Here is a 25,447-nt window from a genome sequence, read left to right as displayed (position 1 = left end):
AGGGGACCATGGATAATTTCGTTTCCACCTATGTGTGGCCGGCGGCCATCATGATCGGGCAGTCCCTGCTGCTGCTCGTCTGCCTTCTGGTCTTCATCGCCTATATCCTGCTCGCAGACCGCAAGATCTGGGCGGCTGTTCAGCTGCGTCGCGGCCCGAACGTCGTCGGCCCCTGGGGTCTCTTCCAGTCCTTCGCCGACCTTCTGAAGTTCGTCTTCAAGGAGCCGGTCATTCCGGCCGGCGCCAACAAGGGCGTCTTCCTACTCGCGCCGCTCGTCGCAGTGACGCTCGCGCTCGCGACCTGGGCCGTTATTCCGGTCAACGCCGGATGGGTGATCGCCAACATCAATGTCGGCATCCTCTTCGTCTTTGCGGTGTCGTCGCTCGAAGTCTACGGCATCATCATGGGTGGCTGGGCGTCGAACTCGAAATATCCCTTCCTCGGCGCGCTGCGCTCGGCAGCGCAGATGGTCTCCTATGAAGTCTCCATGGGCTTCGTCATCGTGACCGTCCTGCTCTGCGTCGGCTCGCTGAACCTGACCGACATCGTGCTGGCCCAGAACGACGGCCTCGGCACGATGATGGGTCTACCGGCCTCGTTCCTCGACTGGCACTGGCTTGCGCTCTTCCCGATGTTCGTGATCTTCTTCATCTCGGCATTAGCAGAAACCAACCGTCCGCCCTTCGACCTTCCCGAAGCCGAATCCGAACTCGTTGCCGGCTTCATGGTCGAATACGGCTCGACCCCCTACATGATGTTCATGCTCGGCGAATATGCCGCCATCGTGCTGATGTGCTCGCTGACCACGATCCTCTTCCTCGGAGGCTGGTTGCCGCCGGTCGACGTCTGGTTCCTGAACTGGGTACCCGGTATCATCTGGTTCGTGCTGAAGGCGTCGATGGTCTTCTTCATGTTCGCCATGGTGAAAGCCTTCGTTCCTCGCTACCGCTATGACCAGCTGATGCGTCTCGGCTGGAAGGTCTTCCTTCCGATCTCGCTCGCCATGGTCATCATCACTGCATTCGTGCTGAAGCTGATGGGTTGGGCGTGATGACGCCCGCCCGGACACTTCGCTGATTAGGAGAACAAGATGGCTGCTCTGACCCAGGCTATCAATTCGATCTTCCTCAAGGAGTTCGTTGGCGCCTTCTTTCTGTCGATGCGCTACTTCTTCAAGCAGAAGGCGACGATCAACTATCCGTTCGAGAAGGGGCCGGTTTCGCCGCGCTTCCGGGGCGAGCATGCGCTGCGCCGCTATCCGAACGGCGAAGAGCGCTGCATCGCCTGCAAGCTCTGCGAGGCGATCTGTCCTGCCCAGGCCATCACGATCGAGGCCGGTCCGCGCCGCAACGACGGCACCCGCCGCACGGTGCGCTACGACATCGACATGGTGAAGTGCATCTATTGCGGTTTCTGCCAGGAAGCCTGCCCGGTCGACGCGATCGTTGAGGGACCGAACTTCGAGTTCGCCACCGAGACCCGCGAAGAACTCTATTTCGACAAGGCACGCCTGCTCGACAACGGCGACCGCTGGGAACGGGAAATCGCTCGCAACATCGCGATCGACTCGCCTTACCGCTGATCCCTTCGGGATCGATCGCCTTGGGCGGAGCGCGGGGCTTCGCCGAGGCACATGATGAATTTTGTAACGGGCGTGCCGATGGGGATATCGGTCACGCCTTATCGGGCGGCGGGGCAGGGCCCTCGTCCGGGGGAAGATGAAAAGGCACCAACATGGGTCTTCAGGCTCTCTTTTTCTATCTCTTCGCCTTTGTCGCTGTGGCTTCGGCCTTCATGGTGATATCGGCTCGGAATCCGGTCCATTCGGTCCTGTTCCTCATTCTGACCTTCATCAACGCAGCGGGTCTTCTGCTCCTCACCGGAGCTGAATTCCTGGCGATGATCCTGCTCGTCGTCTATGTCGGCGCGGTCGCGGTCCTCTTCCTCTTCGTGGTGATGATGCTCGACATCGACTTCACGGAATTGAGGGCAGGGGCTGCGAAATACGCACCGGTCGGCGCGCTCGTGGGCCTCATCGTTGCGGTCGAGCTCGTCGTCGTCATCGGCGGAACCACGATCAGCCCGGAAGCGCTGAATGCGATCACCCAGCCTATTCCCGCAGTAGTGGATCGCCAGAACACCCAGGCGCTCGGCGACGTGCTCTATACGGACTACGTCTTCTTCTTCCAGATCGCGGGTCTCGTCCTGTTCGTCGCCATGATCGGCGCGATCGTGCTGACGCTGCGCCACCGCACCAATATCAAGCGCCAGGACATTTCCGCCCAGGTCGCCCGCACGCCGGAAACCGCCGTCAAGGTTGTCAAGGTCAAGCCGGGCCAGGGCGTCTGAGCCGAGCACGAGGTCAAGGAACAAGAAATATGGAAATCGGTCTTTCCCACTACCTGACAGTCAGTGCCCTGCTGTTCACCCTGGGCGTCTTCGGCATCTTCCTGAACCGCAAGAACGTCATCGTCATCCTGATGTCGATCGAACTGATCCTGCTCGCGGTCAACATCAACATGGTGGCCTTCTCGAGCTTCCTCGGCGACCTCGTCGGCCAGGTCTTCGCGCTGTTCATTCTGACGGTCGCGGCCGCTGAAGCGGCCATCGGTCTCGCGATCCTGGTGGTCTTCTACCGTAATCGCGGCTCCATCGCCGTCGAAGACGTCAACATGATGAAGGGCTGATCGGGTCATGATCTACAAGGCTATCGTCTTTCTCCCCCTGATCGGCTTCCTGATCGCCGGCCTGCTTGGCCGCCAGATCGGCGCCAAGGCGTCGGAATACATCACCACAGGTCTGATGATCATCGTCGCGGTCCTCTCCTGGATCGTCTTCTTCAACGTCGCCATGAGCCATGAGGCCCACGAGGTCATCAAGGTTCCCGTGATGCGCTGGATCCAGTCCGGCGGTATCGACGTCGAATGGGCCTTCCGTATCGACACGTTGACGGCCGTCATGTTCGTGGTCGTCAACTCGGTGTCGTGCCTCGTGCACCTCTATTCGATCGGCTACATGCATCACGATCCGCATCGGCCGCGCTTCTTTGCCTATCTGTCGCTCTTCACCTTCGCGATGCTCATGCTCATCACGTCGGACAACCTGCTGCAGATGTTCTTCGGCTGGGAAGGCGTAGGCCTGGCGTCCTATCTGCTGATCGGCTTCTGGTATAAGAAGCCGTCGGCTTCGGCTGCCGCCATGAAGGCTTTCATCGTCAACCGCGTCGGTGACTTCGGCTTCATCCTCGGCATCTCTGCACTCTTCGTGATGTTCGGTTCGATCAACCTCGAGACGATCTTCGCTTCGGCCCAGTCCTATCTGCCGACCGATCCTGCAGCGGCTCCGGAAGTTGTTCTGAACCTCTTCGGCATGCAGCTCGACCGCAGCCACGCCCTGACTGGCGCCTGCCTGCTGCTCTTCATGGGCGCGATGGGTAAGTCTGCGCAGTTCCTGCTGCACACCTGGCTGCCTGACGCCATGGAAGGCCCGACCCCGGTTTCGGCGCTTATTCACGCCGCAACCATGGTCACCGCCGGCGTCTTCCTCGTCGCCCGCATGTCGCCCGTCTTCGAACTTTCGCCCGATGCCCTGATGATCGTCACGATCGTCGGCGCGATCACGGCCTTCTTCGCCGCGACCGTCGGCCTCGTGCAGAACGACATCAAGCGCGTCATCGCCTATTCGACCTGCTCGCAGCTCGGCTACATGTTTGTGGCACTCGGTGTCGGTGCCTATGGCGCGGCCGTCTTCCACCTCTTCACGCATGCCTTCTTCAAGGCGCTGCTGTTCTTGGGTGCCGGTTCCGTCATCCATGCAGTCGATGGCGAGCAGGACATGCGCTACATGGGCGGCCTGCGGAAGCACATCCCCTATACATTCTGGGCGATGACCATCGGCACGCTCGCCCTGACTGGCGTCGGTATCCCCGGCACGATAATCGGTTTCGCCGGCTTCTTCTCGAAGGATGCCATCATCGAATCGGCCTTCGCATCGCACTCGGCCGTCGGCGGCTTTGCCTTTACGTTGCTCGTGATCGCGGCTCTCTTCACCAGCTTCTATTCCTGGCGCCTGGCCTTCATGACCTTCTTCGGCAAGCCCCGCGCTTCCGCCGATGTCATGCACCATGTGCACGAGTCGCCGATGGTCATGCTGCTGCCGCTGCTCCTGCTCGGCATTGGCGCGATCTTCGCCGGCGTGATCTTCCACGACTACTTCTTCGGTCACCACTATGTCGAATTCTGGAAGGGCGCGCTCTTCACGCTTCCCGACAACCAGATCCTTGAAGAGTTCCACCACGTTCCGCTGTGGGTGAAGTGGAGCCCCTTCTTCGCCATGGCCCTCGGCTTCGTCACCGCCTGGTACATGTACATCAAGAACCCGTCGGCGCCGAAGAAGCTCGCTGAACAGCAGTGGATGCTCTACCAGTTCCTGCTCAACAAGTGGTACTTCGACGAGCTCTACGACTTCCTCTTCGTTCGGTCCTCCAAGGCGCTCGGCCGCTTCCTCTGGAAGAAGGGTGACGTTGCCACCATCGACGCCTATGGCCCGAACGGTGTTGCCTCGGCTGTCGGCGGCCTGACCCAGCGGGTCGTCCGCCTGCAGTCTGGCTACCTCTACCACTATGCCTTCGCGATGCTCATCGGCATTGCGGCCCTCGTTACCTGGATGATGCTCGGGAGCTCCCTCTGATGACCGATTGGCCCATTCTCTCGACGGTCACCTTCCTGCCCCTGGTCGGCGTGGCGCTGCTGCTGCTGACCCGTGGTGACACTTCTCTCGGCCGCCGCAACATCCTGAACGTCTCGCTGTTGACGACGGTCTTCACCTTCGTCGTGTCGCTCTTCATCTGGATCAACTTCGACAATTCGAATGTCGGTTTCCAGATGGTCGAGAAGCATGCCTGGCTCGGTACGGGGATCTCCTATCATCTCGGCGTCGACGGCATCTCGATGCTGTTCGTCATTCTGACGACGCTGCTCATGCCCTTCTGCGTTCTCGCCAGCTGGACCTCGGTCGAGAAGCGCCTGAAGGAATACATGATCGCCTTCCTGGTCCTCGAGACCCTGATGATCGGCGTCTTCGTCTCGCTCGACATCGTGCTCTTCTACGTCTTCTTCGAAGCCGGCCTGATCCCGATGTTCATCATCATCGGTGTCTGGGGCGGCAAGGATCGCGTCTACGCATCCTACAAGTTCTTCCTCTACACGCTGCTCGGCTCGGTGCTCATGCTGCTGGCCATCATGGCGATGTACTGGGATGCCGGCACGACCGATATCGCAGCGCTTCTGCAGCACGACTTCCCGCCGCAGATGCAGACATGGCTATGGCTTGCATTCTTCGCCTCTTTCGCGGTGAAGATGCCGATGTGGCCGGTGCACACCTGGCTGCCGGATGCCCACGTTCAGGCACCGACGGCAGGCTCCGTCATCCTGGCAGGCATCCTCCTGAAGCTTGGCGGCTACGGCTTCCTGCGCTTCTCGCTGCCGATGTTCCCGCTGGCTTCCGATTTCTTCGCGCCCTTCGTCTTCACGCTGTCGGTCATCGCCATCGTCTACACCTCGCTGGTCGCCCTGATGCAGGAAGACATGAAGAAGCTGATTGCCTATTCATCCGTCGCCCACATGGGTTACGTGACCATGGGTATCTTTGCCGCCAACCAGCAGGGCGTGCAGGGTGCGATCTTCCAGATGATCAGCCACGGCTTCGTCTCCGGCGCCCTCTTCCTCTGCGTCGGTGTGATCTATGACCGCCTCCACACCCGCGAGATCGCGGCCTATGGCGGCCTCGTGAATAACATGCCGAAATATGCGCTGGCCTTCATGGTCTTCACCATGGCCAATGTCGGCCTGCCGGGGACCTCGGGCTTCGTCGGCGAATTCCTGACCCTCATCGGCATCTTCCGGGTGAACACCTGGGTTGCGCTCTTCGCCGCGACCGGCGTCATCCTTTCGGCAGCCTACGCACTCTGGCTCTATCGCCGGGTCGTCTTCGGCGCGCTCGAAAAGGAGAGCCTGAAGAGCATGCTCGATCTCAATGCCCGCGAAAAGCTCGTACTCTACCCGCTGATCGCACTCACCATCTTCTTCGGCGTCTACCCGGCCCCCATCCTTGATGCGACCGCAGCCTCCGTCGACAATCTGGTGAACAACTACTCCGCAGCCTTGCAAGCAGCCCAGTCCCTGGCGCTGATTGCGAACTGACGACAGGATCCTTTGGACATGACCGTTGAAACTCTCATTGCTAGCCTGCATCTGGTCACGCCGGAACTGATCCTGGCCGTGGGCGCCATGGTGCTGCTCATGATCGGCGTGTTTTCGGGCGATCGGTCGAACAGTGTCGTCACGGGCCTGGCGATTGCGCTGTTGATCTTCTCCGGCGCCTGGCTCGTCTTCTCGGGCGCCGAGGGCCAGGCCTTCAACGGTGCGTACATCGCCGACGGCTATGCCAAGTTCATGAAGATCCTTGCGCTCATCGGTTCGGTGACAGCGATGATCATGGCCGTCGGTCATGCCCGTTTCGACCATCTCGACAAGTTCGAGTTCCCGGTCCTGTTGGTACTCGCGACCCTCGGCATCATGCTGATGATCTCGGCCAACAACCTGATCACGCTCTACATGGCGCTCGAACTGCAGTCGCTCGCGCTCTACGTCGTGGCCGCCATCAACCGCGACAGCCTGCGCTCGACGGAAGCCGGCCTGAAGTATTTCGTCCTGGGTGCGCTCTCCTCGGGCATGCTGCTCTACGGCATGTCCCTGGTCTACGGCTTCACCGGCAATACCGGCTTCGAACAGATCTCCGCCGTTCTGTCGCAGGGTGAACCCTCGCTCGGCCTGATCTTCGGTCTCGTATTCGTCCTCGCCGGTCTGGCATTCAAGATCTCGGCCGTTCCGTTCCACATGTGGACGCCGGACGTTTACGAAGGCGCCCCGACGCCGGTCACCGCCTTCCTGGCGGCTGCTCCGAAGATCGGCGCCATGGCAATCTTCGTCCGTATCGTCATCGACGCATTCCTGCCGATCTTCGCCGAATGGCAGCAGATCGTCGTCTTCATCGCGATTGCCTCGATGGTGCTGGGCTCGGTTGCGGCCATCGGCCAGAAGAACATCAAGCGACTGATGGCCTATTCCTCCATTGGTCACATGGGCTACGCGCTGGTCGGCCTTGCCGCCGGCAATGACACCGGCGTTGCCGGCGTCCTGCTCTACATGATGATCTACCTGGTCATGACGCTCGGCACATTTGCCTGCATCATGGCGATGCGCCAGAAGGAAGGCGGCAATGTCGAGAACATCGACGATCTCGCTGGCCTTTCCACGACGCGTCCCTTCATGGCCTTCGTGCTGACGGCGCTGATGTTCTCGCTTGCCGGTATTCCGCCGCTCGCAGGCTTCTTCGCCAAGTATTTCGTCTTCGTTGCCGCGATCGAAGCGAAGCTCTATGCGCTCGCCATCATCGGCGTTCTGGCCTCTGTCATCGGCGCCTACTACTACCTGCGCATCATCAAGGTCATGTGGTTCGACGAACCCAAGGGTGAGTTCGCTCGCACCTCGATCGAACTGCGTCTCGTCTTCGGTCTCTCCGGTCTCTTCGTGGTCGGTTACGTCCTCTTCGGTGGCCCGCTCGGGACCGCTGCGGAGGCAGCAGCAAAGACGTTGTTTAATTGACCAGCCTCGGAAGACCGCGCCGGATTTCGCTCGACGATTTCCGGCACGAAGCCCTCGACGAAGTCTCGTCGACCAATACGGAGGCATTCGCCCGCGCTCGCGCGGGCGATTCCGGTTTTCTGTGGCTGACGGCTGAACGCCAGACCGGTGGCCGCGGCCGCCGCGGGCGTCCCTGGGTATCGGAACGTGGCAACCTCTATTCGTCACTGCTGCTGATCGATCCTGCGCCGACAGAACAACTCGGCTCGCTGCCGCTTGCCGTCGCTGTCGCCGTGCATGCCGCCGTGCTGTCAGTGATGCCAGCCAGTGGTGAACCGGTCGAGATCAAGTGGCCGAACGATGTGCTGATCGGCCGCAAGAAGACCTCGGGTATTTTGCTGGAAGCCGAGCGCGTCACGGATGGGCGCATGGCTTTGGCCATCGGCATCGGCATCAACATCGCCCATCGCCCGGACCTGACGCTCTATCCGGTCACCTCGCTCGCAGATCAGGGTGTATCGGTCTCGGCGCCGGAGTTCTTCGCCCGTCTCTTTGCCGAGATGGCCGAGGTTTTAGCGTTCTGGGACGAGGGCAGGGGCATTGCAGAGATCGTGCGGCGCTGGCGCCGTGTCGCCTGTGGCATCGGTGAGAAAATTACGGTGAACCTGCCGGACCGCTCGATTTCCGGTATATTTTCCGGAATCGATGATAAGGGAATTTTATTGCTCGACCGGGGCCCCGACGGAATAATGTCGGTCGCCGCTGGAGATGTGTTTTTCGGGTAGACTGGATCGGAAAGAAGAATGGCCAAGAACGACGAACTGGTTTTCCTGCCGCTGGGCGGCGTGGGTGAAATCGGCATGAACCTCGCATTGTACGGCTACGGTCCGCCGTCCAATCGCGAATGGATCATGGTCGACTGCGGCGTGACCTTTGCCGGTCCCGATCTGCCAGGCGTCGACCTCGTCCTGCCCGATATCCGCTTCATCAAGAAGCAGAGGAAGAATCTCAAGGGCATCATCATCACGCATGCCCATGAAGACCATTATGGTGCGCTGAACGACCTCTGGCCGGGCCTCAACGTTCCCGTTTATGCCTCGCGCTTCACCGCCGGCATGCTGGAAGCCAAGCGCGACTACGAAGGCTCGCGCGCCGAAATACCGATCACACCCTTCAAGCAGGGCGACCGCATCAATGTCGGTCCCTTCGAAATTGAGGCGATCGGCGTCAACCACTCGATCCCGGAGCCGATGTCGCTCGTGATCCGCACGCCGCTCGGAAATCTCGTCCATACGGGCGACTGGAAGATCGATCACAATCCATCGCTCGGCCCCCTGACGGACGAAGCCCGCTTCCGCGCCGTCGGTGACGAGGGCGTGCTGGCGATGTTCTGCGATTCGACCAATGCCGTCCGAGACGGGGTCTCCCCGTCAGAGGAAGAAGTCTCGGCTGGATTGCAGAAGATCATCGAGGCCGCCGAAGGCCGCGTGGCGATCACCACCTTCTCTTCGAATGTCGGACGTATCCGTTCGATCGCTCAGGCGGCGGAAGCGGCGGGCCGCGAGGTGCTGCTGCTCGGCAGTTCGCTGAAGCGCGTCACGAATGTCGCCCAGGACATCGGCATCATGGAGGGCATTCGGCCGTTCATCGCCGAGGACGAGTACGGTTTCATCCCGCGCGACAAGGTTGTCGTCATCCTGACCGGCAGCCAGGGCGAGGCACGTGCAGCGCTCGCCAAGCTCTCGCGTGATGAGATGCGCAATGTGGCGCTCACCGCTGGCGACACAGTGGTCTTCTCCTCACGCGCCATACCCGGCAACGAAAAGGCGATCCTTGAGATCAAGAACGGCCTGATCGAACAGGGCGTGCACATCATCACCGACAGCGATGCTCTGGTGCACGTCTCGGGCCATCCGCGCCGCAACGAACTTCTCCAGATGTATCAATGGGTACGTCCGCAGATCCTCGTGCCCGTCCACGGCGAAGCTGCCCATCTCGTGGCGCAGACGGAACTGGCGCTCCAGGCAGGCGTCCCGACGGTTCCCCGCGTCCGCAACGGTGACATGCTGCGCATTGCGCCGGGCCCGGCCGAAGTCATCGACAAGGCCCACTTCGGCCGCGTCTACAAGGACGGCAGGCTGGTCGGTGACATCGAGGAAATGGGCATCGCCGACCGCAAGAAGCTCTCCTATGTCGGCCACGTTGCCGTCAGCGTACTGCTCGACAGCCGCCTTGATTTCCTCGGCGACCCCGATGTCGTGGCTTTTGGTCTGCCCGAACTCGACCATGAGGGCGAATTGATGGAGGACACGCTGTATGATGCCGTCCTCGGCGCCGTCGAGAGCATTCCGCGCAGCCGCCGCAAGGATCTGGAAACTGTCCGTGAAGCTGTCCGCCGTGCGGTGCGCTCGACGGCCAACGAGGTCTGGGGCAAGAAACCGATCGTCACGGTTTTCCTGACCAAAGTCTGAGGGACGACGCGGGCAGGGATGACCTAATCTTTGCCCGCAAAGTCAGGAGGAAGTCATGCTCGGCCGCGTCAACCACATCGCCATTGCCGTTCCGGATCTCGCCGCTGCAACCGCGAGCTACCGCGACACGCTGGGCGCCAAGGTGTCCCAGGCGCAAGCTTTGCCAGAGCATGGCGTGACGGTTGTTTTCGTCGAGCTTGAGAACACCAAGGTCGAACTCCTGGAGCCGCTCGGCGAAGCTTCCCCGATTGCGGCCTTCCTGGACAAGAACCCGTCGGGCGGCATGCACCACATCTGCTACGAGGTGACCGACATCCTGGCCGCCCGTGACCAGCTTGCGGCCACCGGAGCCCGCGTGCTCGGCAGCGGCGAACCGAAGACTGGCGCCCATGGCAAACCGGTGCTCTTTCTGCATCCGAAGGATTTCTTCGGCACGCTGATCGAGCTCGAGCAGGTCTGACGCAGCAATCACAAAATGCTGAAGTCTTGTTGATCGGGCGGCATGAAGCCCTGCGACGCTTTTGTCTTTGTGCCGAACGGCTTCCGCGATTATAGGGTGACGAACGGTTCGGGCGGGTGAGCTCGTGTCTGATCAAGTCTGGAGTGAGACATCATGTCGATCCTGTCGGGACTGGCTGTATATTTTGTGATCTGGTGGCTGACTTTGTTTGCCGTCCTACCGATCGGCCTGCGGACCCAGGACGAGGATCAGAACGTTGTGCCGGGAACGGTTGCAAGCGCGCCCACCCGTTTTCGTGCGGTGCGGATCTTCCTGCTGAACACGGTGGTTTCCGGGCTGATCTATGGCGCTTGGTATGTCGCTGGCACCTATTTCGGGATTGGCTTCGATGACCTCCCCGTCATCATGCCGGGCCTGGACTCCTGAAGCCTGGAACGTCCCTGAAACGGGCCGTCCAGAATGCAAGGCAAAAAAAAACAAGGTCCAAAGACCTTGTTCCAAATCATCGCGTGATCCTTCACCATTTAAGGGGCTGCGAACTGGCGCGCCGAGATCTGATCCTCCCAAGACTTGACCGCGAGTGTGGCAAAGATTTGTACTCCCTGCCTCTTTTATGGGCTGAACCTAGCCCAAACGATGGTCGTTGTCACCCCTGAATCTTGCAGAATTGTTACACTCATCCAAAAAAAATTCTGATGCGGATTTTGTCTTATGAAGGTCATGCAATGACCGGATTTGCAGAGTTTCTCCGCTCCGGACCGACGCGGTTACGCCCATCGGCCGCCGCTTGGGATATCCCTCTGTGGGCGAGGAGGGCGAACGGCGCTTGCGGGTTTTCTTCTCATGTTCAACCGGCTATGAACGCTTCCTGACAACCCGTTTCAATCGCTGATTCCGCCTGATCTGGCGGCATCGACAACCATCTGGAATTCGTTATGCGTCTGTCGCGCTATTTCTTGCCGATCCTGAAGGAAAACCCCAAGGAAGCCGAGATCGTCTCCCACCGCCTGATGCTGCGGACGGGCATGATCCGCCAGCAGAGCCAGGGCATCTATTCTTGGCTGCCGCTCGGCAAGCGCGTGCTCGACAAGGTCAACGCCATCATCCGCGAAGAACAGAACCGCGCCGGCGCCATCGAGCTCTCCATGCCGACCCTGCAGTCGGCCGAGCTCTGGCAGGAAAGCGGTCGCTACGAGGATTATGGCAAGGAAATGCTGCGCATTCGCGACCGGCAAGATCGCCCCATGCTGTATGGCCCGACCAATGAGGAGATGATCACCGACATCTTCCGCTCGTCGGTCAAGTCCTACAAGAGCCTGCCGCTCAACCTCTACCACATCCAGCTGAAGTTCCGCGACGAGATCCGCCCGCGTTTCGGCACGATGCGTTCGCGCGAATTCCTGATGAAGGATGCCTATTCCTTCGACCTGACCCAGGCTGATGCGATCCATTCCTACAACAAGATGTTCGTGGCCTACCTTCGTACCTTCGATCGCCTTGGCCTGCGCGCCATTCCGATGCGTGCCGACACCGGCCCGATCGGCGGCAATCACAGCCACGAGTTCATCATTCTGGCCGATACCGGTGAATCGGAAGTCTTCTGCCACAAGAGCTTCGTCGATTTCGACATTCCCTCGGTCGATACCGACTTTGACAATGTCGACGGCCTGCAGTCGATCTTCGACAAGTGGACCTCGGTTTACGCCGCCACATCAGAAATGCATGACGAGGCAGCCTTCGATACGATTGCGGACAGCGATCGCCTGTCTGCCCGCGGCATCGAGGTTGGCCACATCTTCTATTTCGGCACCAAATACTCCGAGCCGATGGGCGCCAAGGTCCAGGGACCAGACGGCAAGGAGCACCTTGTCCACATGGGTTCCTACGGCATCGGCCCGACGCGCCTTGTTCCCGCCATCATCGAAGCCTCGCATGACGAGAACGGAATCATCTGGCCGGCCTCGGTCGCGCCTTTCGATGCCGTTGTCATCAACATGAAGGCTGGCGACGGGGCCTGCGATTCGACCTGCGAGCGTCTCTATGCCGCCCTGCAGAACGCCGGCAAGGATGTGCTCTACGATGATACCGACGATCGCGCCGGCACGAAATTCGCGACGGCCGATCTGATCGGCGTTCCGGTCCAGGTGATCGCGGGCCCACGGGCTGTTGCGGCTGGTGAGGTCGAGCTCAAGGATCGCAAGACCGGCGCCCGCGAGACCCTGACCATCGAGGCGGCGATCAACAAGCTGACGGCTTGAGGCATCAGCCTCAGCCGACACGAGGTGGGTGACCGAGATCGCGATCCCGAGGCAAGGAGAGACCATGGCGACGACGGACGCTGGCAACGAGACGGCAGCACCCGGCAAGGCGGCATCCGCTAAGGCCTTTTCCGGCTTCGAGCGCATGGTGGCCTGGCGCTACCTGCGCGCCCGGCGCAAGGAAGCCTTCATTTCCGTGATCGCCGGCTTCTCCTTCATCGGGATCATGCTCGGTGTCGCGACGCTGATCATCGTCATGGCGGTCATGAACGGATTCCGGACGGAGCTCGTCTCGCGCATCCTCGGCATCAACGGCCACATGATCGTCCAGGCGGTCGACCAGCCGTTGAGCGACTATGCCGGCCTTGCCGAACGCTTCGCCGCCGTGCCCGGCGTCACCATGGCGCTGCCGCTCGTCGAGGGCCAGACCCTTGCCTCGGGTCGCGAAGGCGCCGGCACTGGTGCACTCGTCCGAGGCATCCGGCCGGATGATCTCACCAAGCTCTCGGTCGTCTCGTCCAATATCCGCTCCGGCGACTTGGTCGGCTTTGCCACGGGGCAGGGCGTGTTAATCGGATCTCGCATGGCGGCCCAACTTGGCCTTTCCGCAGGGGACACGATCACGCTCGTCTCTCCCGAGGGGGATGTCACGCCGCTCGGCGTCAACCCGCGGGTGAAGTCCTATCCCGTCTCGGGCATCTTCGAGATCGGCATGTCGGAATATGACGCCTCGATCATCTATATGCCCCTCGAGGAATCGCAGCTGTATTTCAATGTCGAAGGCATCGTTCAGTCGATCGAGCTCTTTATCTCGGATCCGGACGCGGTCGACGAGCTGCGCCCGCTGATCGAGGAAGCCGCCGGCCGGCAGATCTTCCTGACCGACTGGCGCCAGCGCAACCAGACCTTCTTCTCGGCGCTGCAGGTCGAGCGCAATGTCATGTTCATGATCCTGACGCTGATCGTTCTGGTGGCGGCACTCAACATCATCTCCGGCCTCATCATGCTGGTGAAGGACAAGGCGAGCGACATCGCGATCCTGCGCACCATGGGGGCCACCTCGGGCGCCATCATGCGCATCTTCTTCATGACGGGGGCTGCGATCGGCACGGTCGGAACCATGGCCGGCGTCGCGCTGGGTGTGATCGTCTGTCTCAACATCGAGAGCATCCGTCAGTTCTTCTCCTGGATTTCGGGGACTGTACTCTTCGATCCCGAACTCTACTTCCTGAGCCAGCTGCCGGCCGACATGAACATGAGCGAGACGATCTCTGTTGTCGTCATGGCGCTCAGCCTGTCCTTCATGGCCACCATATTTCCGGCCTGGCGGGCCTCGCGCCTGGATCCCGTCCAGGCCCTGCGTTACGAATGAGGATGCCGAAACTCATGGCAAAAGACGTGGTTCTCTCGCTTGCCGGCATCGATCGCCATTATGGCCAGGGCGAGACTGTGCTTTCGATTCTCAAAGGTGCTGATTTCACCCTCAGAACGGGCGAGACCGTGGCATTGGTCGCACCCTCCGGCACGGGCAAGTCGACGCTACTGCATGTCGCCGGCCTGCTGGAGCATCCCGACGGTGGCGAAGTGACCGTCGGTGGGGTCGCTTGCCAGGAGCTCGGCGACGAGGAACGCACCGCGATCCGCCGGAAATCGGTCGGCTTCGTCTATCAGTTCCACCATCTCCTGCCGGAATTCTCGGCGCTGGAAAACGTGATGATGCCGCAGTTGATCGCCGGCCTCGCCAAGCCGGAAGCTGCCGAGCGTGCCAAGCAGCTGCTCGACTATATGCGCGTCGGGCATCGGGCCGACCACCGCCCGTCCGAACTCTCGGGCGGCGAACAGCAGCGCGTGGCGATCGCCCGTGCAGTCGCGAATGCGCCGCTGGTGCTGCTCGCCGACGAACCGACCGGAAATCTCGATCCAGAGACCGCAAGCTACGTCTTCACCGCCCTCGAAGCATTGGTCCGCCAGTCGGGCCTTTCGGCGATGATCGCGACCCACAATCACGACATCGCGCGGCGCATGGACCGTTGTGTGACCCTGGTGGACGGCAAGGTCGTCGAATTCGAGGTCTGACCTCACCCTTCAAGTCTGAGTCTTCTTAAACCCCGGCGGAAATTGTTCCGCCGGGGCGCACGGTTTTTTTGGGTTGACTTTGGAACAAGAAGGGAACAAAATAAAAACATAAAGGGACAAGGAGACAGAAATGACCGAAATTCTTCGCGACGTTGCTGCATTTGCCTCGATGGCCGTGTTCGTATCCAGCATGACTCTGCTGATGATGGCCATCTGACATTCCCGGGCGGCAAAGCTGGTGAGGAAGGCTTTGCCGCCCGACTTCTTTCTGGACTTCGCAACCGCAAAAGCCGAAAATCCCGACCGATTCAGACAGTCAGGGAAGAAGCGGTATGGGCGAACACAGCGTCGACGACCAGGCGACCGGTGTAGCGGGCAATGGTCCGGGTTTCGTGCACCTGCGGGTGCATTCCGCCTATTCGCTTCTCGAAGGCGCGCTGCCGCTCAAGAAGATCCTCGGCAAGGCCGTCGCCGACGAGCAGCCGGCGATCGCAATTACCGACACCAACAATCTTTTCGTTGCGCTCGAATTCTCGCAAAAAGCGCTCGGCGATGGCATTCAGCCGATCATCGGCTGTCAGCTGTCGATCGACATGGAGGATGCCACCGGCGAGAAGCGCGGCGGTAACGGCCACATGCCGGATCTGCCCGCCGTCGTCGTCCTGGCATCGGATGCGGACGGTTACGAACGCCTCGTCGACCTTGTCAGCCGGGCCTATCTCGGCGGTGATGCCGGGCAGCCGACCCATGTCAAACTCTCCTGGTTCGAGGAGAGCGGCACCGAAGGTCTGATCGTGCTGACGGGCGCGGGCGGTGGGCCGGTGGATCGTATGCTCAAGGATGGCCACAAGGCCCAGGCCGAAAGCCGCCTCCTGTCCCTGAAGCGCATGTTCGGCGATCGCCTGTATGTCGAACTCCAGCGCCACGGTGACTATGATCGCAGCCACGAGCGCCGCATGGTCCAGCTCGCTTATGAACATGACCTGCCGCTGGTCGCGACCAATGAGGCCTTTTTCCCGGCTCGTGACGATTACGACGCCCATGACGCCCTGATGGCCGTGGCCCACAACGCCATCGTCTCAAACGACGACCGCTTCCGCCTCACCCCGGACCACTATCTGAAGAGCCGGGCGGACATGATGAAGCTCTTCGCCGATCTGCCGGAGGCGTTGGAGAATTCGGTCGAGATCGCTCGTCGCTGCTCCTTCGTGCTCGACACCCGCAAGCCCATCCTGCCGCGCTTCACCGGCGGCAGCGACGATCCGGAAGAAGCCGAACGAGAGGAAGCGCTCGAACTGCGCCGCCAGGCGGAGGAGGGGCTCGATCATCGTCTCGCCGCCCTCGGCATGGCGCCCGGCTACGAAGAGAAGGAATACCGCGACCGCCTGGAATTCGAGCTCTCGGTCATCGAGCGCATGAAATTCCCCGGCTACTTCCTGATCGTTGCCGACTTCATCAAATGGGCCAAGCAGAACGACATCCCGGTCGGGCCGGGCCGTGGTTCGGGTGCGGGCTCGCTCGTCGCCTATGCCCTGACCATCACCGACGTCGATCCCTTGCGCTTCTCGCTGCTCTTCGAACGCTTCCTCAATCCGGAACGCGTCTCGATGCCCGACTTCGACATCGACTTCTGCCAGGAACGTCGCGAAGAGGTCATTCGTTACGTGCAGAAGAAATACGGCCGCGAACAGGTCGGGCAGATCATCACCTTCGGATCGCTGCAGGCCCGCGCGGCCCTGCGCGACGTCGGCCGCGTGCTTGAAATGTCCTATGGACAGGTCGACAAGATCTGCAAGCTCGTGCCGAACAATCCGGCCAACCCGACGCCCCTCTCCAAGGCGATCGAGGAAGAACCCAAGCTGCAGGAGGCCGCCGCCGAAGAGCCGGTTGTCGCGCGTCTTCTCGAAATCGCCCAGAAGATCGAGGGCCTTTACCGCCACGCCTCGACCCACGCCGCCGGCATCGTCATCGGCGACCGCCCGCTGTCGAAGCTGGTGCCTATGTATCGCGATCCGCGCTCCGACATGCCGGTCACCCAGTTCAATATGAAATGGGTCGAGCAGGCAGGCCTCGTGAAATTCGACTTCCTCGGCCTGAAGACGCTGACGGTCCTGAAGACCGCCGTCGACTTTGTCGAGGAACAGCGCGGCCACAAGGTCGATCTCGCGGCCATCCCGCTGGATGATACCCTGACTTACGAGATGCTCTCGCGCGGCGAAACGGTCGGCGTGTTCCAGGTGGAAAGTGCCGGCATGCGCAAGGCCCTCATCGGCATGCGCCCCGACTGCATCGAGGACATCATCGCGCTCGTAGCGCTCTATCGCCCGGGCCCGATGGAGAACATCCCGGTCTACAACGCCCGCAAACACGGCGAAGAAGAAGTCGCCTCCATCCATCCGAAGATCGACTACCTGCTCAAGGAAACCCAAGGCGTTATCGTCTACCAGGAACAGGTCATGCAGATCGCGCAGGTCCTGTCGGGTTATTCGCTCGGCGAAGCCGACCTTCTGCGCCGCGCCATGGGTAAGAAGATCAAGGCGGAGATGGACCAGCAGTCCGCCCGTTTCGTCGACGGCGCGATGAAAAATGGCGTCTCCAAGCCCCAGGCCAACAACATCTTCGAACTGCTAGCGAAATTCGCCAACTACGGCTTCAACAAGTCGCACGCCGCAGCCTACGCCATCGTCTCCTACCAGACCGCCTATATGAAGGCGCATTATCCGGTCGAATTCCTTGCCGCGTCGATGACGCTCGACATGTCGAACACCGAAAAGCTGGTCGATTTCCGTCAGGATGCCGGCCGCCTTGGCATCGAGGTCGTGCCGCCCTCTGTCCAGACCTCCTTCCGTCACTTCCAGACCGGCCCCAACCGCATCTATTACGCCCTCGCCGCCTTGAAGGGTGTCGGTGAAGGCGCGGTCGACCACATCGTCGATGTCAGGGGCGACACGCCCTTCGAGAGCATCGAAGATTTCTGCCTGCGGATCGACCCGAAGCAGATCAACCGTCGCGTCTTCGAAAGTCTGATCGCGGCCGGCGCCTTCGACTGCTTCGGCCGCGACCGCGCTGAGCTCGTCGGTAGCATCGATCGGATCATGGGGTATGCCCAGCGCGCGCAGGAAAATGCGGTGAGCGGCCAGTCCGACATGTTCGGCTCCGGCGGTGCGAGCGGCCCCGAACGTATCGCCTTTGCACCCTACACCCCCTGGCTTTCGTCCGAAAAGCTGATGCGCGAATTTCAGGTGCTTGGCTTCTATCTCTCCGCCCATCCGCTCGACGCTTACAGAGACCTGCTGGACAAGCTGCGTGTGCAGAACTTCGCCGATTTCTCCATGGCCGTGAAACAGGGTGCCTCTGCGGGCCGTCTCGCCGGCACTGTCATCTCCCGCCAGGAACGCAAGACCCGAACCGGCAACAAGATGGGCATCATCACCTTCTCGGATGCGTCTGGACAGTATGAAGCCGTGCTCTTCTCGGAAGGGCTCAATCAGTATCGCGACCTGCTAGAGGCGGGAAAATCGCTGGTGCTGACCGTCCAGGCCGAGGAGCGCCCCGAGGGCATCGGCCTGCGTGTCCAGACGGCCCAATCGCTCGAAGAGCAATCGATCCGCATGCAGAAGGCCATGCGCGTCTATGTGAGGGATTCCGGTCCCTTGCGCGCGGTGGCAGCCCGCCTCAACGCCCGGGGTGACGGTCTCGTCTCCTTCATCGTCATCAAGGACGAGGGACAGCGCGAGATCGAGGTCGAACTCACAGAACGCTTTCGCATCTCGCCGGAGATCGCCGCCGCCATGCGCTCGACCCCGGGCGTGCTGGATGTCGAACTGGTGTGAGGATCAGACGCGCGGCTTCGAACGGGTGACGGTTATGAAATCCGTGCCGTCTCCAGTTTCCGGGCCAAGGCCCGTGTCCTGGATGGTGATCGACGAACCTTCGCTCAGCATGGTCTCGATGCGGGCGCGAACGTCGTCCGGAATGACGATGCGCGAGAGCGCCGCTTCTGCCGTGAAGACATCACGGTCATCGGCGGGCGTTGAGATGCCGAGCCGCTTCTGCGTGGCGGCGGCCAGGTGGTCATCCAGCGTCACGCCGCGCCATTCAGCCTTGCGCTTGAACCGGTCGACATCGGTTGCTTCGAGAAAGTGAGTGCCGAGCGCCTTTTCGGGCTCCTTGATGTCGACAGTTGCAGAAAACAGCGGCTGGAATTTCTGCCGGATCATCAACTGCCCCATCGGCGGATGGTCTTCGCCGGCCTCGGTATAGAGGGCGGCGAGGAAGGGCTTCGACAGGATCTCACCATCCTTCTCGACCGCATGTTTCTCCTTGAAGGCCCTGACCGCCGCAATCGTGCGCGTGCCGAGCAAGCCGTCGGGAACTCCGGCGTCGAAGCCGACCTTGTTTAACAGGCGCTGGACATCGGTCGCGACGTCGCGCTGCGTGCGCCGGGTAATCAGGATCCTGAGCGGCGGCGGTTCCTCGATCGTGAGCTTCGCTTCGGCGCCGCTGCGTGGCGGCACGGCATTCATCGCCACTTCCACAGGCTTCAGAGCCGCTTCCACGCGGCCTGGACGCAGTTCGACATCGGACAGCAAACCACCATCGTCTATCGGCAGCCGTGGCGTGAAGAGGTTGGCATGCGTCACCTGCCGCGGCACAACCGGATCATCCGTGATGATCACATGCGCTCCGCGCTCGGTCATCTGGAAGAGCGTCTTGGCAAAACCGTTCGGCAGGCGCACGCAGCCATGCGAGGCCGGATAATTCGGAATCTTGCCCTCGTGCAGCGCGATTCCCGACCAGGTCAGCCGCTGCATGAAGGGCATCGGCGCATTCGAATACAGGTTGGACTCGTGATACTTGCGCTTCTCGAGGATCGAGAAGATGCCGGATGGCGTCGTGTGTCCCGGCTTGCCGGTCGAGACCTTCGTCGTCGCGACCACCGTGTCACCGTCATAGACGGTGAGCGTCTGATCTGCCTTGGAGACGAATATCTGCAGGGGGCCGTCTGCGGCAAGCGCCGTGCTGGCCAGAAGGGAAAAGCTGAAGGCGAGGGCGAAACGCTGGAACATGGTCGACCACTTGGAACGCGAGACAAAGCCTCCGAAGTCTATGTGACGATGTTTAAGAAAAGTTTCGCAGTGGGTGGGTGATGCAAGCCGTCACGCGGCTGTGATCATGTCTCCCCAGCTTTCCGCGCTCACTGCGGCGACAGCGGACGCAGGCGCAGCTGCGGGGAGGCGACGGCGAGAAGCAGGGCCGCAACCGGGAGCGAAAAGGCATGGCCGAGATGCTTGAAGCCCAGCGCGCCGATCAATCCGCCGAGAAAAAACATGCCGACGATCGGCAGGAGGATGGAGAGCTTCCGGACATCCGTCACGATCGGCGGATGGTTGAGACGCCGCGCAACCAGTCCATAGGCGAGCTTTCCCGTTTCGATCCCGATATCTGTGATCATGCCCGTCAGATGGGTGGTGCGGATGCGCGCGCCGGAAATCTTGGTGATCGTCGCATTCTGCAGCCCCATGACGAAGCAGAGCAGCACCGCCGTCACGGGTGCTGCGGCAGCCGGCGGAATGACGGCGCCGATCCCGGCAAAGGCGATCAATAACACGGATTCGAGCGCCAGCGGATAGGCATATTGCTGGCGACGGGCATGCCGTCTCGCCCAGTTGATCAGGATTGCCGAGCAGGCCGCCCCCAGCGTGAAGCTGACCAGGAGCGCGATCCCGGAGCCGACCAGCCTAAAGATCCCGAGTGCGAGATTGTCGGCAATCGATGAGACGATGCCGGTCATATGCGATGTGTAGTGCCCGATCGCCAGAAACCCGCCCGCATTGATGGCGCCGGCGACAAAGGCGAGAATCATGCCCAGCATCAGGTCGTTGCGGCGCATGCGCCGATGGGATACCGTGATCCGCAACAGCCGCAACCGGGTGGACTTGGGGGGCTGGCGCTGATTCGGGTTGTTGCCGATGCTGGTGGATAAATGCGTCACGGTTCAAACTATCTCCTGGGCGGGAAGGTGTAGCCCGTCTGGACCGTGCCCTTGCCGAACTTGTCGCGCAATTTGTCCATCGCCGCTTCCGCCGCGGCCCGGCGCCCGGCCTGCTCGTCTACCAGATCGGGCGGATCCGCGAGCGTGGGATCCTGCAGATCGCTCACGCCGATCCCGATCAGACGGAACTTCGTCCCGTCGGTCTCCTTCTCCAGCAGCGACATGCCGGTCCGGAAAATCCGGTCCGCAAGCTGCGTCGGATCGTCGAGCCGCCGATTGCGGGTGCGCAGCTTGAAATCCGAGGTCTTCAGCTTCAGCACGACAGTCTGTCCTGCGATCTCGTGCCGCTTCAGCCGCCAGGCGACCTTTTCGGAAAGCTCGCGCAGATGCACGACAAGGTCGTCGAGCCGATGGATGTCGTCGAAAAAGGTCGTCTCGGCCGAAACACTTTTCGCCGGATCGTTGGGATGCACCGTGCGGTCATCGATGCCGCGCGAAAGCCTTGCCAGCCGCTGTCCCATCACCCCGTAGCGGCGCATCAGCTCGGTCTCGTCCATAACCTGCAATTGGCCGATCGTGCGTATGCCATCGGCCTGCAGCGTCGAGGCAAAGGCCTTGCCGACGCCCCAGATCATCGTCACCGGTTTGTCGGCAAGAAAGGACAGCGCCTCTGCCTCGCCGATGACGGAGAAGCCGCGCGGTTTCTGCAGGTCGGAAGCCACCTTGGCCAGAAACTTGCAATACGAGAGCCCGACGGAAACCGTGATGCCGATTTCCTTTTCGATCCGTCCTGCGAGGCGGGCGAGCACCCGTGCCGGCGGGTCATGGTGCAGGAGCTCGGTGCCTCTCAAGTCCAGGAATGCCTCGTCGATCGAGATCGGCTGCACGAGCGGCGTGAGCTCCTCCATCATGGTCCGAATCTGCCGGCCGACACGCACATATTTCTCCATGTCCGGCCGGATCACCACCGCCTGCGGACAGGCCTCCAGCGCCTTGAACATCGGCATGGCCGAACGCACGCCGTGAATGCGCGCCACGTAGCAGGCGGTGGACACGACACCGCGCTTGCCGCCGCCGATGATGACGGGCTTGTCGATGAGATCCGGATTGTCGCGCTTCTCCACCGAGGCGTAGAAGGCATCACAATCGATATGGGCGATCGAAAGGTCGAAGAGTTCCGAATGATAGACGAGGCGCGGACTGCCACAGGAACGGCATCGGCGCAGGCCCGCCGCCTGCCCGGTCAGGCAGTCGCGACAAAAACCGGGATGGGTCGGGGCAACGCGGGTCATGGCTGGAACAAAGGTTGAACATATCGACCATAGGCCGCGTGTCCAGGCGAGACAAGTGCCCGCGTTCTTGCAACGGAAACTTCGGCTTTCGTCAGGCGGTGAAGTGTGAGCGGATGAGCTTCGAAGCCTCTGTCCAGTTCTCGACTCGGCGGACCGTTTCCTGCGGGTCGGGGGCGAACCGGAAGATCTCGAGAGGCGGCGGCAGATAGACGAGTAGGCAGTCCGGCACGTGTTCTCCGACGGAGTGGAGATTGTGGACCATGTCATCGACGAAGGCGACGGGCAGGGGCCTTGCGCCATGCAGCTTCGCGACCATCGGCCCCTTGGCCTCTTCCGTCGCGATCAGCGGAAAGGTCAGCGTCAACTGGTCGAGCAGTCTCCGACGTACCTCGGCATGGCGCGGCGGCATGGCCGTCAGGAAGACGAGGTCGGCATCTGTGCCGAGCGCATGCAGGCTGTCCACCGCATCGGCAAATGGCGTCTGCCAGCGCTCCTGCTCTATGAAGAAGTCGTCGATCAGGGACTTCACCAAAGGTGCTTCCAGAACGCTCTCGTCCGCGCCGTTGACGATGTTGCCGGTCAGCTTGAACGAGCGTGGCAGGAGCCGATGACCGCGGGTCGTCAGAAACGCCTCGAACGGGGTAGCGAATTGGAGGACCACGTCGTCCACGTCACAGACGATCAGCGGGCGCTCCCTGATGGTGATGTGGTCGATGTCCGTCAGCATCAATATTCACCCGAATCGAGGCCCGGTCTCACATACTGGTGATAGGCCGACACCACGGTTTCGGGTTTCGTCTCTGTGGCTGCACAGAAGGCCATCAGGGTCGGCTCGTGCTGCATGAGGAATTCGAGCATTCCCGCAAGAAAGCCGGGATCATTGACCGCCTCGCGCAATTGACCGGGCTGAACGCCGGACAGCGCAAGAAATCGCGACATCATATCCGGTTCATTGGCCAGCCAGCCCAGCACCGCCACCGCCGTCTCTTCGGCGCCCGGCGGTATATCTCTGTTTTTCATAAAGTCTTTTCCTCTGACACTGGCAAATTACCGATTTCGAAACCAAATAGCACTAGCATGCTCGATGACGGAAGACGCAACTCGCGCCGGGCCCGCAGTTCCGGGCTGCCTGAATGCGCGGGACAAAGGACCGGGTGAATGCCGAAAAAGGTTATGATTGTCGAAGACAACGAGCTCAACATGAAGCTCTTCCGCGATCTGATCGAAGCATCTGGCTATGAAACGGTTCAGACCCGCAACGGCATGGAAGCGATGGATCTCGCACGCCGTCACAAGCCGGATCTTATACTGATGGACATCCAGCTTCCCGAGGTCTCCGGTCTCGAAGTCACCAAATGGCTCAAGGACGACCCGGAACTGCACGTCATTCCAGTGATCGCAGTCACGGCTTTTGCCATGAAGGGCGACGAGGAGCGCATCCGCCAGGGTGGTTGCGAAGCCTATGTCTCCAAGCCGATCTCGGTGCCGAAATTCATTGAGACCATCAAGACCTATCTCGGGGATGCGTGAGGATTACGTGACATGACTGCGCGCATTCTGGTCGTCGACGATATTCCTGCCAACGTGAAGCTGCTTGAAGCGCGGCTCATGGCGGAGTATTTCGACGTCCTGACAGCGAGCAATGGTCGCGACGCGCTCGACATCTGCGACCGCACCCAGGTGGATGTGATCCTGCTCGACATCATGATGCCGGAAATGGATGGCTTCGAGGTCTGCGAGCGGCTGAAGTCCAACCCACGCACGGCCCATATCCCTGTTGTCATGGTCACGGCACTCGACCAGCCATCGGATCGCGTCCGTGGCCTGAAGGCCGGTGCCGACGATTTCCTCACCAAGCCTGTCAACGACCTGCAGCTGATTTCGCGTGTGAAAAGCCTCGTGCGCCTGAAGACTTTGTCGGACGAGCTGCGCATCCGCCACGACACGACCCGCCAGGCCGGCATGGATGACATCCTGCGGCTCCAGGACGGCCGTCTGGAAGAGCAGGCACATGTTCTGCTGGTGGATAGCCGTGCGGCTTCGCAGGAACGCATCATCAAGTCGCTGAAGCCGATCGCCGAAGTCTTTGCCATGTCCGACCCGCAGGCTGCGGTGTTCGAGGCGGCGGAGAACACGTTCGACCTCATCATCGTCAACTGCAATCTCGAAGACTACGACCCCTTGCGCCTGTGCTCGCAGATCAGATCGTTGGAGCGCACCCGCTTCATCCCGATCCTGCTGATCACTGAACAGGGCGACGAGCAGATGATCATTCGCGCGCTCGATCTCGGCGTGAACGATTATGTCGTGCGTCCGCTCGATCCCAACGAACTGATGGCGCGCTCCCTGACCCAGGTCCGCCGCAAGCGCTACAATGATCGCCTGCGCAACAGTGTGCGCCAGACGATCGAGCTCGCTGTCACTGACGGCCTGACAGGCCTGCACAATCGCCGCTATCTCGACACCCAGCTGCGCACGCTCTTTGCCCGCGCCAAGGTGCGGGGTAGACCACTGACGATCTGCATCACCGATATCGACCGCTTCAAGCTGGTGAACGATGGTTACGGCCACGATGCCGGCGACGAAGTGCTGAAGGAATTCGCCGGACGGATCCGTGCCACTGTGCGTGGTGCCGATCTCGCCTGCCGTTTCGGCGGCGAAGAATTCGTTCTCGTCATGCCGGACACGCCGGCAGAGGTGGCCGCAACCGTGGCCGAGCGGCTGCGGGGCATGATTGAAGCGAGGCCCTTCCAGCTCCGCACGGGAGAGATACCGCTGATGCTGACCGCATCCATGGGCATTGCCACGATCGGCCCGGGTATCGAGACGCCCGAGCAGCTGCTGAAACAGGCAGACCGTGCGCTCTATGAGGCCAAGAATTCGGGCCGTAACCGCGTCGTCGCCGCGGCGGCCTGATAACCCTTTTGAAATAGTGCAGCAGTTTCAGCGGTAGGCACCGCTGTCAGCGAAGATTTACACAGCTTTTTGTACGGCCAGTTCGGCTATGGATTTGATCAATTCATGCTGTGTTTTTGGGCAGTTACAAAGCGACTTATCCGTCCATGCCAGAATAGTCTCGCACCAACCGGGGCAGATGCGGATGCCAGCTTTCGCCAACATGCTTACTCCGGTTTTGTATTTACCTGAATATTAGCGTTATCTTTGGGTGGATGACCTAGGTTTGGTTGCCACACACTCTGCGGCTTTCGTAAACTAGACTTGAGAAGATCCGAAATGAACTGACCGTCAAC

23 protein-coding genes are annotated in these 25,447 nt (G+C 61.0%); 17 read left to right on the top strand and 6 right to left on the bottom strand.

The genetic code is table 11. The features are described from left to right. Window positions 1-8 precede the first annotated feature (8 nt). The 14 genes from nuoH to E9677_RS13605 all read left to right on the top strand — a co-directional run bounded on the left by nuoH (window position 9) and on the right by E9677_RS13605 (window position 14,909). The gene (nuoH, locus tag E9677_RS13670) at window positions 9-1,052 is read left to right on the top strand and encodes an NADH-quinone oxidoreductase subunit NuoH (protein WP_136558624.1); all 1,044 of its coding nucleotides are present in this window, start codon (window positions 9-11) and stop codon (window positions 1,050-1,052) included. A 39-nt stretch (window positions 1,053-1,091) separates the two neighbouring features. Next, on the top strand, window positions 1,092-1,583 hold the full coding sequence (gene nuoI, locus E9677_RS13665) for an NADH-quinone oxidoreductase subunit NuoI (RefSeq protein WP_136558623.1): 492 nt from the start codon (window positions 1,092-1,094) through the stop codon (window positions 1,581-1,583). Between the two features lie 152 nt (window positions 1,584-1,735). Beyond that, entirely contained in the window at window positions 1,736-2,350 is a 615-nt protein-coding gene (locus E9677_RS13660; protein WP_136558622.1) for an NADH-quinone oxidoreductase subunit J, read from the top strand. A gap of 29 nt (window positions 2,351-2,379) precedes the next feature. Beyond that, the gene (gene nuoK, locus E9677_RS13655; protein ID WP_136558621.1) at window positions 2,380-2,688 is read left to right on the top strand and encodes an NADH-quinone oxidoreductase subunit NuoK; all 309 of its coding nucleotides are present in this window, start codon (window positions 2,380-2,382) and stop codon (window positions 2,686-2,688) included. A gap of 7 nt (window positions 2,689-2,695) precedes the next feature. After that, window positions 2,696-4,690 carry an NADH-quinone oxidoreductase subunit L gene (gene nuoL, locus E9677_RS13650; RefSeq protein WP_136558620.1) on the top strand — a complete coding sequence of 665 codons (1,995 nt, stop codon included), beginning with the start codon at window positions 2,696-2,698 and terminating at the stop codon, window positions 4,688-4,690. Next, a complete protein-coding gene (locus E9677_RS13645; RefSeq protein WP_136558619.1) occupies window positions 4,690-6,201 on the top strand; it encodes an NADH-quinone oxidoreductase subunit M in 1,512 nt (503 codons plus the stop codon). The genes nuoL and E9677_RS13645 overlap by 1 nt, the downstream gene beginning before the upstream one ends. A gap of 18 nt (window positions 6,202-6,219) precedes the next feature. Beyond that, on the top strand, window positions 6,220-7,665 hold the full coding sequence (gene nuoN / locus E9677_RS13640; protein WP_136558618.1) for an NADH-quinone oxidoreductase subunit NuoN: 1,446 nt from the start codon (window positions 6,220-6,222) through the stop codon (window positions 7,663-7,665). Then, a complete protein-coding gene (locus tag E9677_RS13635; protein WP_136558617.1) occupies window positions 7,662-8,429 on the top strand; it encodes a biotin--[acetyl-CoA-carboxylase] ligase in 768 nt (255 codons plus the stop codon). The genes nuoN and E9677_RS13635 overlap by 4 nt, the downstream gene beginning before the upstream one ends. 18 nt (window positions 8,430-8,447) lie before the next feature. After that, window positions 8,448-10,115, top strand: a complete 1,668-nt coding sequence (locus E9677_RS13630; protein WP_136558616.1) for a ribonuclease J — start codon at window positions 8,448-8,450, stop codon at window positions 10,113-10,115. Window positions 10,116-10,170: 55 nt separating this feature from the next. Next, window positions 10,171-10,575 carry a methylmalonyl-CoA epimerase gene (gene mce / locus E9677_RS13625; RefSeq protein ID WP_136558615.1) on the top strand — a complete coding sequence of 135 codons (405 nt, stop codon included), beginning with the start codon at window positions 10,171-10,173 and terminating at the stop codon, window positions 10,573-10,575. Between the two features lie 153 nt (window positions 10,576-10,728). Continuing rightward, window positions 10,729-11,001: a DUF1467 family protein gene (locus E9677_RS13620; protein ID WP_136558614.1), complete on the top strand. Its 273-nt coding sequence runs from the start codon at window positions 10,729-10,731 to the stop codon at window positions 10,999-11,001. A gap of 509 nt (window positions 11,002-11,510) precedes the next feature. Beyond that, complete coding sequence (proS, locus tag E9677_RS13615) at window positions 11,511-12,833, top strand: proline--tRNA ligase (RefSeq protein WP_136558613.1); 1,323 nt, start codon at window positions 11,511-11,513, stop codon at window positions 12,831-12,833. A gap of 64 nt (window positions 12,834-12,897) precedes the next feature. Beyond that, complete coding sequence (locus E9677_RS13610; RefSeq protein ID WP_136558612.1) at window positions 12,898-14,205, top strand: lipoprotein-releasing ABC transporter permease subunit; 1,308 nt, start codon at window positions 12,898-12,900, stop codon at window positions 14,203-14,205. Between the two features lie 14 nt (window positions 14,206-14,219). Then, window positions 14,220-14,909, top strand: coding sequence for an ABC transporter ATP-binding protein (locus E9677_RS13605; RefSeq protein ID WP_136558611.1), 690 nt, complete (start codon window positions 14,220-14,222; stop codon window positions 14,907-14,909). 9 nt (window positions 14,910-14,918) lie between these two features. Here E9677_RS13605 and E9677_RS13600 read toward each other — a convergent pair whose 3' ends face one another. Beyond that, on the bottom strand, window positions 14,919-15,122 hold the full coding sequence (locus E9677_RS13600; protein WP_136558610.1) for a hypothetical protein: 204 nt from the start codon (window positions 15,120-15,122) through the stop codon (window positions 14,919-14,921). Between the two features lie 119 nt (window positions 15,123-15,241). Here E9677_RS13600 and dnaE point away from each other — a divergent pair, with 119 nt between their 5' ends. Beyond that, on the top strand, window positions 15,242-18,742 hold the full coding sequence (dnaE, locus tag E9677_RS13595) for a DNA polymerase III subunit alpha (protein WP_136558609.1): 3,501 nt from the start codon (window positions 15,242-15,244) through the stop codon (window positions 18,740-18,742). A 3-nt stretch (window positions 18,743-18,745) separates the two neighbouring features. On the opposite strand, the gene E9677_RS13590 is transcribed toward dnaE, so the two are convergent. The 5 genes from E9677_RS13590 to E9677_RS13570 form a co-directional block, all read right to left on the bottom strand. After that, window positions 18,746-19,978 carry a L,D-transpeptidase family protein gene (locus tag E9677_RS13590; RefSeq protein WP_136558608.1) on the bottom strand — a complete coding sequence of 411 codons (1,233 nt, stop codon included), beginning with the start codon at window positions 19,976-19,978 and terminating at the stop codon, window positions 18,746-18,748. Between the two features lie 128 nt (window positions 19,979-20,106). Further along, on the bottom strand, window positions 20,107-20,904 hold the full coding sequence (locus E9677_RS13585; RefSeq protein WP_235882951.1) for a YoaK family protein: 798 nt from the start codon (window positions 20,902-20,904) through the stop codon (window positions 20,107-20,109). An 8-nt stretch (window positions 20,905-20,912) separates the two neighbouring features. Continuing rightward, the gene (locus E9677_RS13580; RefSeq protein WP_136558607.1) at window positions 20,913-22,196 is read right to left on the bottom strand and encodes a DNA polymerase IV; all 1,284 of its coding nucleotides are present in this window, start codon (window positions 22,194-22,196) and stop codon (window positions 20,913-20,915) included. 91 nt (window positions 22,197-22,287) lie between these two features. After that, window positions 22,288-22,923 carry a hypothetical protein gene (locus E9677_RS13575; RefSeq protein ID WP_136558606.1) on the bottom strand — a complete coding sequence of 212 codons (636 nt, stop codon included), beginning with the start codon at window positions 22,921-22,923 and terminating at the stop codon, window positions 22,288-22,290. Next, window positions 22,923-23,216 (bottom strand): DUF3572 domain-containing protein, encoded by a 294-nt coding sequence (locus E9677_RS13570; protein ID WP_136558605.1) that lies wholly within the window; start codon window positions 23,214-23,216, stop codon window positions 22,923-22,925. Before E9677_RS13570 ends, E9677_RS13575 begins: the two co-directional genes overlap by 1 nt. A gap of 138 nt (window positions 23,217-23,354) precedes the next feature. Here E9677_RS13570 and E9677_RS13565 point away from each other — a divergent pair, with 138 nt between their 5' ends. Together E9677_RS13565 and E9677_RS13560 are read left to right on the top strand one after the other, a co-directional pair. Next, window positions 23,355-23,726: a response regulator gene (locus E9677_RS13565; RefSeq protein WP_112242752.1), complete on the top strand. Its 372-nt coding sequence runs from the start codon at window positions 23,355-23,357 to the stop codon at window positions 23,724-23,726. A 12-nt stretch (window positions 23,727-23,738) separates the two neighbouring features. Further along, entirely contained in the window at window positions 23,739-25,112 is a 1,374-nt protein-coding gene (locus E9677_RS13560) for a PleD family two-component system response regulator (protein ID WP_136558604.1), read from the top strand. Window positions 25,113-25,447 lie beyond the last annotated feature (335 nt).

Origin of the sequence: Peteryoungia rhizophila (genome assembly GCF_004912145.1) — a bacterium.
In the GTDB taxonomy this organism is placed as follows: Bacteria; Pseudomonadota; Alphaproteobacteria; order Rhizobiales; family Rhizobiaceae; genus Allorhizobium; species Allorhizobium rhizophilum.
Note: the sequence above shows the minus strand (reverse complement) of the source record. Positions and strands in the feature narration are given on the sequence as shown.